The 11,856-nt window shown below is 46.6% G+C and carries 8 protein-coding genes and 2 tRNA genes; all 10 read left to right on the top strand.

The window, feature by feature from the left end:
• Nucleotides 1-9 precede the first annotated feature (9 nt).
• On the top strand, nucleotides 10-669 hold the full coding sequence (locus JMX92_RS02765; RefSeq protein WP_201543788.1) for a phosphoribosylanthranilate isomerase: 660 nt from the start codon (nucleotides 10-12) through the stop codon (nucleotides 667-669).
• 127 nt (nucleotides 670-796) lie between these two features.
• Nucleotides 797-2,044: a tryptophan synthase subunit beta gene (gene trpB / locus JMX92_RS02760; protein ID WP_201543786.1), complete on the top strand. Its 1,248-nt coding sequence runs from the start codon at nucleotides 797-799 to the stop codon at nucleotides 2,042-2,044.
• Between the two features lie 71 nt (nucleotides 2,045-2,115).
• The gene (trpA, locus tag JMX92_RS02755) at nucleotides 2,116-2,943 is read left to right on the top strand and encodes a tryptophan synthase subunit alpha (RefSeq protein ID WP_155586953.1); all 828 of its coding nucleotides are present in this window, start codon (nucleotides 2,116-2,118) and stop codon (nucleotides 2,941-2,943) included.
• Between the two features lie 191 nt (nucleotides 2,944-3,134).
• A complete protein-coding gene (gene accD, locus JMX92_RS02750) occupies nucleotides 3,135-4,115 on the top strand; it encodes an acetyl-CoA carboxylase, carboxyltransferase subunit beta (RefSeq protein ID WP_227675236.1) in 981 nt (326 codons plus the stop codon).
• A 134-nt stretch (nucleotides 4,116-4,249) separates the two neighbouring features.
• Nucleotides 4,250-5,605, top strand: a complete 1,356-nt coding sequence (locus tag JMX92_RS02745) for a bifunctional folylpolyglutamate synthase/dihydrofolate synthase (RefSeq protein WP_201543830.1) — start codon at nucleotides 4,250-4,252, stop codon at nucleotides 5,603-5,605.
• Nucleotides 5,606-5,884: 279 nt separating this feature from the next.
• Nucleotides 5,885-7,489 carry a TolC family protein gene (locus tag JMX92_RS02740; RefSeq protein ID WP_011960034.1) on the top strand — a complete coding sequence of 535 codons (1,605 nt, stop codon included), beginning with the start codon at nucleotides 5,885-5,887 and terminating at the stop codon, nucleotides 7,487-7,489.
• A gap of 54 nt (nucleotides 7,490-7,543) precedes the next feature.
• Nucleotides 7,544-10,147 (top strand): type I secretion system permease/ATPase, encoded by a 2,604-nt coding sequence (locus tag JMX92_RS02735; RefSeq protein WP_201543784.1) that lies wholly within the window; start codon nucleotides 7,544-7,546, stop codon nucleotides 10,145-10,147.
• Between the two features lie 2 nt (nucleotides 10,148-10,149).
• Nucleotides 10,150-11,319, top strand: coding sequence for an HlyD family efflux transporter periplasmic adaptor subunit (locus JMX92_RS02730; protein ID WP_011960036.1), 1,170 nt, complete (start codon nucleotides 10,150-10,152; stop codon nucleotides 11,317-11,319).
• 214 nt (nucleotides 11,320-11,533) lie between these two features.
• Nucleotides 11,534-11,609: transfer RNA gene (locus JMX92_RS02725), tRNA-Val, on the top strand.
• A 38-nt stretch (nucleotides 11,610-11,647) separates the two neighbouring features.
• Nucleotides 11,648-11,724 (top strand) — tRNA-Asp (locus JMX92_RS02720).
• Nucleotides 11,725-11,856: the final 132 nt, after the last annotated feature.

Raw genomic sequence — 11,856 nt, 5'->3', positions numbered from 1 at the left:
GAGGGCGCGATGCAGATAAAGTTTTGCGGATTTACCCAAATACAAGATGTTAAGCAAGCAGTGGCAGTTGGCGCTGATGCTTTGGGTTTTGTGTTTTATCCGCCAAGCCATCGAGCAGTGACCGCCATGCAGGCAAGTGAGCTGATGCAGCATATCCCTGCTTTTGTTAGTGTGGTGGCATTGGTGGTCAATATGAATAAAGACGCGCTGATTGAGCTTGCTAATACTGCTACTTTTGATGTGATTCAGTTTCATGGTGATGAGACGCCAGAGCAGTGTCAGTCACTAGCCCGCGCCGTGAACAAACGCTGGATTAAAGCACTTCGTATTAATAAAGAGCAAGATACGCCTGACTCGATTCGAGCCCAGATTGACGCCTTTGCACAAGCCGGTGCCAGCAGTATCTTACTTGATGCCTATCATAAACAGGAGTATGGCGGAACAGGGGAGCGCTTTGATTGGTCGCTCATTCCAAAAGATGCCAGCCTGCCTATCATTTTGGCAGGCGGGCTAACCCCTGAAAATGTGAGTGAGGTTATTAATCAGAGTTTACCGATACAGGCTGTGGATGTAAGCGGTGGCATTGAGTCGGCTAAGGGTATCAAAGATGCGGGCAAGATGGCGGCCTTTGTTAGGGCGGTTAAAAGTAATCGATGGCAACACGGTTAGTACGATTTGCAGTCGCAGTCATCACCAATATACGCTGCCCATACCCAATAAATAAACACAGTAAGATACAATCATACGGCGCACAGCGTCAGCCAGCTTAATTAAAAAAAACAGGGTGAAAAAAATTATGACAACATTTGATAATATTCCGCACAATGATGAGATTGACGATATCCAAGATTTTAACCAGTATCCAGATGCCAGTGGTCACTTTGGTATCCATGGCGGCCGCTTCGTATCAGAGACCCTAATGGCGGCACTAGAGGAGCTTGAGACCTTATATTATCAAGTCAAACAAGACCCTGCATTTTGGCAGGAGTACCACAATGACTTGGTCAATTATGTGGGTCGTCCAACGCCGCTTTATCATGCCAAGCGTTTGAGTGATGAGATTAGCGGCGCGCAGATTTATTTTAAGCGTGAAGATTTAAACCACACCGGCGCGCACAAAGTAAACAACACCATCGGTCAGGCGCTACTGGCTAAGATGAGCGGCAAAAAACGTATTATTGCCGAGACCGGTGCGGGTCAACATGGCGTGGCAACAGCGACGATTGCAGCACGGTTAGGACTTGAGTGTATTATTTATATGGGCGCAGATGACGTCGAGCGTCAAAAAATGAACGTGTATCGTATGCGTCTGCTTGGGGCCAAAGTGGTGGCGGTTGAGTCTGGTTCACGGACGCTAAAAGATGCGATGAACGAGGCAATGCGTGATTGGGTCACCAATGTAGATACCACTTATTATATTATTGGTACGGTCGCAGGGCCGCATCCATATCCACTATTGGTGCGTGATTTTCAGGCCATCATTGGTAAAGAGGCGCGTCTGCAGCATCTAGAGAAAACCGGCAAACTGCCTGATGCACTTGTCGCCTGTGTGGGCGGCGGATCCAATGCCATTGGTCTGTTCTATGAGTTCTTAAATGATACCGATGTCAAAATGTATGGCGTAGAGGCGACAGGTGATGGTATCGAAACCGGCCGTCACTCAGCGCCGCTAGCGGCAGGCCGCGTCGGGGTGTTGCATGGCAATCGCACTTATCTGATGGCCGATGATGATGGTCAGATCCTAGAGACGCATTCAATCTCAGCAGGTCTTGATTATCCGGGCGTGGGCCCTGAGCACAGCTTCTTAAAAGATGTGAAGCGGGTAGAGTATGTGGGCTGTACTGATAAAGAGGCGCTACATGGTTTTCATGAAGTGACCCGAAAAGAAGGTATTATTCCAGCGCTTGAGTCCTCGCACGCGGTCGCTTATGCCTTACAGCTTGCCAAAACCATGAGTCCTGAGCAGAGCATCATCGTCAATATGTCAGGCCGTGGTGATAAGGATTTGCACTCGGTAATGAAGGCTGAAGGCATTGAGCTTTAAGCCAATTATTTAATACAGCGGGCGTGTTATAGGCCCGCAGCAGTTATCACCTTATATGTTAAGAGACCATCATGACTCGAATTGAAAGCACCTTTGAGACCTTAAAAGCGCAAAACAAAAAAGCCCTAATCCCTTATGTTATGGCCGGTGACCCTTCCCCAAATAGCTTCGTAGACTTACTGCATGATTTAGTAAAACATGGGGCCGATATGATTGAAGTGGGATTGCCATTTTCAGACCCAATGGCGGATGGCCCGACTGTGGCACTGGCTGGTGAGCGCGCCTTAGCAGGCGGTACCAGTACCCATCAGGCGCTGGCTATGGTCAAAAAATTCCGTGAACAAGACAGCAGCACGCCCATTATCTTAATGGGTTATCTCAATCCGATTGAGATTATCGGTTATGAGGCCTTTATTGCCTTGTGTCACGAATCAGGGGTCGATGGGGTGTTGGTCGTGGATCTACCGCCTGCTGAATCAGGTAATTTTGTTGAGCGCTTGGCGGCCCATGATATAAATAAGATTTTCTTATTATCACCGACCACCTTGCCTGAGCGCCGTAAGCAAGTAATGACCCACTGCGGCGGCTATATTTATTATGTATCGCTTAAAGGGGTGACTGGCTCAGCAAGCTTAGATACCCAAGCGGTCGGTGAGCAGGTGCAGGCCATCAAGCAAGAAACCAATTTACCCATCTGTGTCGGCTTTGGTATCCGCGATGGGCAGTCTGCTGCGGCCATTGGTCAGTATGCAGATGGGGTGATTGTGGGCAGTGAGCTGGTGAAGAACTTTAGCGGACTGAGCCACACTTCACGTGCTGAGGATATCGCCACTGCTCAAGCCAACATAATGACCAAAATGGATGAACTGCGTCAAGCGTTAGACGCCCTAAGTGCTTAATGATAACCGCGAAACCTCTTTGAGCGCCAAACCGCTAAGTGTTTGGCGTTATTTACGCCATTTGAAAACCTGATATTTGTTGAGATTTTGTTGACGTTATACTTGATTGTATCAAGGTTAACGGTATACTGCTTGAGGGTAAAACCCTCTTTCTTTTTTTAAACCTTTTTATAACTACATCAGATTTATCTATGATAAAAAATAATAATGACCTATCTAACAGCTCGTCTAACCCTCCCTCTAATAGACCTGTGGCCGGCAAGGAAGCTGAGTTAGAAATTCAACGTGAAACCCATGCCGCTCAATCGGGTCAAAGTGAGTCTTGGCTGTCGCGACCTATACCTACCGTTAAGCGCAATAGTCTGCCGCAATTGACCGCAGTAGAGACTGAGCCCTCCACTGAGTGCCCACAGTGTCACTCGATGATTACCAATACAGCACTTATTTTTAATGCTTATGTGTGTCCTCACTGTGACCATCATTTGGCCATGACTGCCCGTGAGCGTTTGACTGGCTTTTTGGATCATATAGAGACCGAATTGGGTCAAGAGTTTAGTGCCAGTGACCCTTTGAAGTTTGTGGACAGTAAGCCCTATCCACAGCGCATGGAACAAATGCAAACAAAAACTGGGGAAACCGAAGCGCTCATCGTGTTACAAGGTAAGCTGCGTGATATGGATGTGGTGGCTTGTGCCTTTGATTTTCGCTTTATGGGCGGCTCGATGGGCTCGGTAGTGGGCGATAGATTCGTACAAGCGGCTGAAGTGGCGTTGACCAATAAAGCCCCACTGATTTGTTTTGCCGCCTCTGGCGGGGCACGCATGCAAGAAGGCGTACTGTCTTTAATGCAAATGGCGCGTACTTCTGCGGCCATTGAGCGCTTACGCTTAGCCGGTATTCCTTATATCGTGGTATTGACCAACCCAGTTTATGGCGGCGTAACGGCCTCCTTAGCCATGTTAGGTGACATTCATATCGCTGAGCCTAAGGCTATGATTGGTTTTGCTGGTAAGCGAGTGATTGAGCAAACCGTACGTGAGACGCTAGAGGAGCCATTCCAGCGTGCAGAGTACTTGCTTGAGCATGGGGTCATTGATCAGGTGGTACATCGCCATCAGATGAATGACACTGTATATCGCCTATTGGCTAAGCTGACCCACGTGTCAGCTTAGTCAAGTTAGATAGCTTATATGGATGTGTGATATAAGTTATTTAGCACCTAGGATTGTATTCTTATAAGCAGCCCTTAAACGCTAAGGGTTGCTTATCTATTTTTGAGCGAAGAGATATTGTGAGCATACCCTCTATGACCCCACAAATTAACGATGTTAATGCACCCACGTTGACCAGTCCTTTGTCAGATTGGATTTATTATATGCAGCAAATCCATGTATCCGCCATCGATATGGGTTTGTCTCGAGTGCTGCCTGTCGCTGAGCGATTGGGCTTGGTAAAGTCTGCCAAAGAAGATGCCTATGTTTTTATGGTTGCAGGTACCAATGGTAAGGGCTCAACAACTGCGGTTATTAGCGCAGTGTGTCAGCAGGCCGGCTACAAAACCGCGCTTTATCAATCGCCGCATCTAATTGATTTTAATGAGCGGGTGCGTATTGATGGCAAGCCAGTTGGTGACCAAGTACTTATCGATGCGTTTTATCAAGTTGAGCAGGTGCGGCTGGCTTGTGATTTGACCTTGTCATTTTTTGAGATGACCACGCTTGCAGCCATGCTCATTTTTGCCGAGGCCCATTGCGATGTTTGGGTATTAGAGGTGGGACTAGGTGGCCGCTTAGATGTGGTGAATATTATTGATGCTGATTTGGCTGTGATTACCAATATTGGTATTGACCATGTCGACTGGCTGGGGGATACGCGCGAGAAGATTGGCTTTGAAAAAGCAGGTATCTTGCGTGAGGGCGTGCCGCTCATCTATGGTGAGACAGACATGCCACACTCGGTGCGCAGTCAAGTTGAGGCCTTAAATTGTCCTTGTTTTCAGGTGGGCAAAGACTATGACTTTATCCTGCCAGACTCAGGCCGGTCGGGCTTATCACAGTCAGACTTAGAGGCGCACTGGCAGTTTAGTGGTGCTGCTGTGACCATGCAATTGCCTATACCCAAGCTGTCATTGGTAAATACTACCAATGCCGTGGCGGCACTTTTAGCCTCTCCATTAAAAATTGAGGCGGCAGATATTGAGGCGGCATTAGCAAAAGTTACCTTAGCTGGCCGCTTCGATGCTCGCGACTTGCTGGGTCGTCATTGGTTATTTGATGTGGCTCATAATGAGCGTGGTATGAGCTTTTTGCTCAGTCAGTTTGTGCCTTTGTGGCAGCAACATAAAGCCCGTTATCCTACGGCTAAGTTACATTTGGTGTTCTCTATGCTGGCTGATAAAGACATCAGCCATGTGGTTGAATTACTGGTTAACTCAAACCTACCGATTCACACTTGGCATGTGGCTGAGATTGACCATCCGCGGGCAGCACATGTTTCTGAGCTTATTGACGTGCTCAAGCAGCATCAGCAAAGCGCCATTATTACCTATGAGCGTTTGTCCGTTATTGGTGAAGCAGTTGCCGCAACCACTTATCCTGAAGATCTTATCTTGGTTTGTGGCTCTTTTCACACCATAGGAGAGGTGCTACAGCCCTTGGTATAATATCGATAAGTTATGAGTCACTCACAAAAGCGCAGCGCGTCATATAGGCACTGCGCTTTTTTTATCTCCTTAATATCTTAACTATTTATTCCTATTAAATTTCGAAATTAATTTAGAAACAGTTTATAAAATAACTAATATGTGTTGATATAATGTAGTAGTATTGAATTGTTGTGTAAAATAAGTAGGGCTTAAGAGTCGGGGCTTATTACACGACAGTTTTATCCTAAGCATGCCCGCTTGCATCGCTTTATCTTCCAACCAATAAGTTAATACACTATGATGTTCAGTCCGCATAAATACAAAAAAAAATTGTTGGTCGCCTTGTTATTAGTCACCGGATCAAGCTGGTCAGCTCATGCCAATACGGTCATCACGGATGTTCAAATTAACTCATTAATCGCTCAAGCCATTGAGACCCACCCTTTGGTAGGATCAGCTCGAGCTGAGCAGCAGGCGACCCTCGAAGGTATTAATGCCGCCAAGCTTAACCTGCTACCCACACCCAGCTTCTCAACGGGTTACAATACCGATGATGATTTGGTCTCTGAAGTGGGTATTCGCCAGCCACTATGGACCGGGGGGCGCTTAACTGCCAACGTTAACCAAGCAATTTTTGATGACAAAGCGGCAGTTGAAAATATTTATGAGCAGCAAAACCAAGTGGCCAAAACCACCATTGAGGCTTGGCAAACTTACATTAATGCAGTGGCCCAGCAGCGTGTCTATCTCCAAAATATCACCCAATTACGTAATTTTGAGGCGATGATGCAGCGCCGAGTCAATCAAGGGGTCTCAGCGCGTATTGAACTTGACTTAGTCACCAACCGTATTTTGCAAGAAACCAATGCCTATGAAGCCGCGCAGGAACAGCAGCGTATTGCAGAGGCGCGCCTACAGCAGATTACAGGTCATCCGCTGCCACCTGGCAGTGAGCACAGCATTCCACCGCTTAACACCTTGGTTGAGCAGGCCAAAGCGGCCTCGGCAGGCTTTGAAAAAATGGCATTTAATGATGCCAGCTTCTACAACCCATCCGTGGTAAAAGAAATCTTCCAGATTGAGTCGGCCAAACAAGAGGTTAAGGCACAAAACGCCTCAAAATACCCGACCGTGTATGCCGAATATAAGCACACTTATGATTATGATAATAAAGAGGATGATGGGCAGTTTTATGTGGGCTTAAACTATCAGCCTGGAGCCGGGTTTTCAAACTTTGCCTTAACGCGCGCCTCTGAAGCACGTGTAAATAGCTTGGTACAAAATAAAGAAGCCGCGCAGCGTAATGTGATGGAAAATATCCAAGTACAGTATCAGCAGTTTGCCAGTGCACGGAGCCGTGAGTTGTCTTTGGTATCGGCAGTAGCGGGTGCCCAAATTGTACTTGATTCCTACCAGCGCCAGTTTATCGCCGGTCGAAAATCCTGGCTTGAGGTCCTAAATGCTGTGCGTGAACTCAGTGATTATCAGATTCGCTTAGTCCAGACCCGATCAGATATTCTGGGTGCATTTTATAAGCTGCAAGTGGATTTTAGCTTGATGCCTTGGCAGACTTTTGCCAAAAATCGTCAACCGGTAAAAATGTTTAAAGTCAGCGATCCGGTTAAAGACTGGATGAACACTCAAAACATCACTACCCCACAGTCCCAAAAATTCGGCTACGGTCAACCGACAGTGGTTAATGCCGGCCAGCCCGATGAGTATATTCAAATTACCTTGCCGGCTGATGCTCAGCATCAACTCAATCAAGGTGGCTATATTGTACTCAATGACAGTCGTTTATTGGATGAGCCTACGTTCACTGATAAAACCGTGCAAAATGACCCAAGTCCGCCGGATTCAATGAGGGTAGATACCGACTCTAATGCCAACTCCGGCAATTAACAGCAATGTCTGCTCGCATTTTTTAAGATAATAATTTTTTTATAAGTGGTCATTATGAGTACTAATCAAAATCCAGAAAACAATCTAGGCCCCAAAAGCTCGGGAGCGGCACCGGACCATACAGATGGCTTGGGTGAGTTGGTCAGTAGTGACCAGCAGTTAACCACTGCCCAGTCTTTGGCCGATGCACTCAAACATATTTTAAGCCAGCAAGGCTATCCGGTAGACAATATCCGTTTGCAAGACGTTATTAGAAAGCATGATACCTCTCGGGCGATAGAGCAGGGCAGAGGCATCAATACCTTAGGTGGTATTGTCGAGGTGCTCAGAGGTCTAGGTATCGAAGAGTCTCCAGAGATTTTACAGCAGCCAGATGCAGCATTTTTACCGCTTCTGGCGTATCACATCAGATACGGCTGGGGAGTTATTGACGGTAAGAGCCCACAAGGGTCTTGGAATCTGCGCCAAGAGGCTTTTACCCATCCGGTAAGCTTAGATGAGGTCAAACTGGTTTTACGCCTGCGTCTAAAAGAAAATCATATCAAAAAGCGCAACGCCAACTTTAGTGATTTACTAAAAAAGGATTTGTTTCGTTACAAAGGCGTCGTGATAGAAGCCGTTATCGCCTCCTTCTTAATTAACTTCTTAGCGTTAGCGGTGTCTTTATTCTCAATGCAAGTGTATGACCGAGTCATTCCGACCCGAAGTCAATATACGCTGATTATCTTAGCCAGTGGTGTGGCACTGATTATTATCTTTGAATCCTTCATGAAATTTGCACGCTCTAAAATCATGGATAAGGTGGTGGTAGGGCTCGATCAGTATTTATCACGTGAAGTGTTTCAGCGTCTGCTCCGAGTGCGTATCGACCAAATGCCAGGCTCAGTAGGCTCTATGGCGGCACAGTTAAGGGGCTATGAGCAGGTACGTAGCTTTTTTACGGCCAGTACTCTATTTGGTCTGGTTGATTTACCTATGACCATATTATTCATCACGTTGATTGCTTATATTGGCTCACCTTTGGTGGCATTGGTGCCTATTATTGCCGCTATTATTGCCGTTACTATGGGATTAACAGCACGCAAACGTATTGATGCCATTGCCGCTGAAGGTGCTTCTGCCTCCTACTACAAAACCGGTCTATTGGTTGAAACGGTAGAAGGGGTTGAGACCATTAAAGCAGGGGCAGGTAGCTGGAAGTTTTTATCGCGGTGGCTTGATGTGATGAACATCACCATCAAAAACGATTTAAACATGAAACACGCCAATGATAATTTAAGTTATTTTGCGCAGATGCTGCAGCAGTTTAGTTATGTGGGGATTGTGATTGTCGGCTCTTTTGTGGTGATGAGCGGTGATATGACAATGGGTGGCCTAATTGCCTGTTCTATCTTGGGCGGGCGTGTATTGGCACCGGTTATGGCCATTCCAAACTTATTGGTACAGTACTCGCATGCCAAGGCTGCAAAAAGCATGATTGAGTCTATCTTTGCGCTAGAGCAAGATAACCATGGGGTAAATTATCCGTTGTCTCCTACCAAAATCCGTGGCCATTATCAGTGTGATGACTTGGTATTTAATTACACCGGTAATGATCGTCCTGCTGTGAGTGTCAAAAGGCTGGTCATTCAGCCTGGGGAGCGTATCGCTATTTTAGGCCCCATTGGTTCAGGCAAATCTACTTTATTAAAACTGCTCTCAGGTCTATACGCACCCACCTCAGGACGTATCTTGTTAGATGGATTAGATATTCAGCAAATTAGCCGTGAATCGCTGAGCGAGCAGGTAGGCTACTTACAACAAGATCACCGCTTGTTCCAAGGCACACTGCGTGAGAACTTACTTATCGGTATGCCTGCGCCCAATGATGATGTGCTCCATGATGCGCTGCAAAAGACAGGACTGATTAATCTGGTATCGAACCACTCAAGCGGCTTGGATTTGCCGATTAGTGAAGGTGGCCGAGGTCTGTCCGGTGGTCAAAAGCAGCTGGTGGCCTTCACGCGTTTGCTACTTACTAAGCCATCAGTGTTATTAATTGATGAGCCGACCGCTTCTATGGATAACCGTCAAGAACAGCGCTGCTTGCAGGTACTGCGCCATGAGCTGCAGCAAGGTCAGACTTTGGTGGTATCGACTCATAAAACAGCGCTACTTGACTTGGTAGATCGCATTATCATTATGGACAACCATCAGATTGTGATGGATGGGCCAAAAGAGGCCGTGCTTAAACAGTTGATGCAAAATGAGCAAGCCAAACGCCAAGGCAGTAATGAGCAAATTACTCAGCAGCAAGCGCCAAGAGCCGCCATACAGGCTACGGCAAAAGGCCCTAATTCGCCCCAGCCAGGGACACCGCCGAACACGCCTCAGTCTCAAGGTCCTACAGGTCAGCCGCAACATCCAAAGCCAGCGGTTGATGATATAAATGCCGCCAATAGCGGACAAGCGCCAAGCCGTCCTGCCAATCAGCAGATTGTTATTAAACCGGCCTCTGAGATAAAAGCTACGCAGACGCCAAGTACAGATGTTAACGCCACTACCAATCAATCACAGTCAACATCACAGGTCAATCAAGCTGGCGCTGAAGACCAAAGAGCGGCATCAACAGCTATTAAAAGTAGTATTGTCATTAACCCAAAATCTGAAGAGAAGTAGGCATGTCTGATTATCAATATACCCCCACTAAGCCCAAAGTTGGCGGTGCTCGCCTTAGTATCTGGATTGCCTTGATTGGTATCACGGTGTTATTGGTATGGGCTTATTTTGCAAAAATTGACCAAGTTACCCGTGCAAAGGCCACAGTAATAGCCAGTGCCCGTACTCAGGAGGTTCAAGCTTCAGATGGTGGCGTGTTAACTCAGATTTTGGTATCAGAAGGCGATGATGTCAAAAAAGGTCAGCTGCTTGTGGTATTAGAAGAGGAGCGTGCACAAGCCGCCTTTGACAGCTCGGCCTCTAAATCTGCAGCTTTAGAGGCTCAGTTAGCCCGTTTAAATGCTGAAATTTTTGATCGGCCTTTGAGATTTCCAGATAATGTACGCAAATACCCAGAATATGTAGAGAACCAAACTCAACTTTATAATCGTCGCAGACAGGCCATCAATGAAGAGGTTTCTTCCTTAGAGGATATGCTGGTGCTGGCACAAAAAGAGCTGGATATGAATGAGCCGTTATTGGCTTATGGAGACGTCAGTCAGGCAGATGTTATTAAGCTGCGTCGTCAAGTTGCTGATATTAAGGCACAAATTAATAACAAGCGTAACAAATACTTCGAAGATGCTCAGGCCGAAATGACCAAAGCGCAAGAAGATTTAGATGCAGAGCTAGAGCAGTTACGAGATCGCAGTCAAGTGCTACAAGAGAAGCGCCTGCTATCGCCTCAAGATGGTAAGGTGAATAATATTAACATCACCACCATCGGTGGTGTGGTTAAGCCAGGTGAGGTGATTATGGAGCTGCTCCCTACCAGTAGCGACTTGATTGTAGAGGCAAAGGTTAGCCCAGCAGATATCGCTTATGTTCAAGAAGGGCAGGTAGCTTCAGTAAAGCTTGATGCCTATGACTTCTCAATCTTCGGGGCCATGCGTGGTACGGTTACCTATATTAGCCCAGATACCTTGCTAGAAAAAACCCCAAAAGGTGATGAGCCTTATTACCGAGTGCTGATTAAGATTGGTAAAGCTGAGTTTGCTGGCCGCGGCGATGAGATTGTCATCAAGCCCGGTATGACCGCCAGTGTGGATATAAAGGCCATGGAGCGCAGTGTATTGTCATACTTAACCAAACCCATTACCAAAACCTTATCTGAGGGATTAGGTGAGCGCTAACCATCGCTTAGAGTTTCTGATTGTACTTGCTCATCTACGGTATCGTATCTGCGATGCAGGCAGGTGGGTGAGTAGCATAAGAGGCGTGGACAAAGTTATTATCTGGCAGCTCATCTTCTTTGTTGTGGCAAAGCTTTTGAAATCATTTTATTTTTTTTGCAAAAAAAGTTTGACACGCTGTCTTAAATGTATATAATACACATCCACAGAGCGAGGGTGATTAGCTCAGTTGGTAGAGCGTCTGCCTTACACGCAGAATGTCGGCGGTTCGAATCCGTCATCACCCACCACTATATTAGTTAGTGTTTAAACTTACTAATCGACCTAAGCAGCGGTAGTTCAGTTGGTTAGAATACCGGCCTGTCACGCCGGGGGTCGCGGGTTCGAGTCCCGTCCGCTGCGCCATATTTTAAAACTTAGTTAACTTTTTTAGTTAAGCACAAAAGTTTCAACCTCAAGTATTTATACTTGAGGTTTTTTTGTGTCTAAAAAAAGGACATGCTAAACCTCACGTTTTGCTAGTTAATGGTTGCAGTG

Source organism: Psychrobacter sp. H7-1 (assembly GCF_904846585.1).
GTDB lineage: Bacteria > Pseudomonadota > Gammaproteobacteria > Pseudomonadales > Moraxellaceae > Psychrobacter > Psychrobacter raelei.
This window is presented reverse-complemented; position numbering and strand designations above follow the sequence as displayed.

Coding starts and splice junctions, on each gene's coding strand:
- JMX92_RS02765 (WP_201543788.1), top strand. CDS start 10: ATGCAGATAAAGTTTTGCGGATTTACCCAAATACAAGATGTTAAGCAA.
- trpB (WP_201543786.1), top strand. CDS start 797: ATGACAACATTTGATAATATTCCGCACAATGATGAGATTGACGATATC.
- trpA (WP_155586953.1), top strand. CDS start 2,116: ATGACTCGAATTGAAAGCACCTTTGAGACCTTAAAAGCGCAAAACAAA.
- accD (WP_227675236.1), top strand. CDS start 3,135: ATGATAAAAAATAATAATGACCTATCTAACAGCTCGTCTAACCCTCCC.
- JMX92_RS02745 (WP_201543830.1), top strand. CDS start 4,250: ATGACCCCACAAATTAACGATGTTAATGCACCCACGTTGACCAGTCCT.
- JMX92_RS02740 (WP_011960034.1), top strand. CDS start 5,885: ATGATGTTCAGTCCGCATAAATACAAAAAAAAATTGTTGGTCGCCTTG.
- JMX92_RS02735 (WP_201543784.1), top strand. CDS start 7,544: ATGAGTACTAATCAAAATCCAGAAAACAATCTAGGCCCCAAAAGCTCG.
- JMX92_RS02730 (WP_011960036.1), top strand. CDS start 10,150: ATGTCTGATTATCAATATACCCCCACTAAGCCCAAAGTTGGCGGTGCT.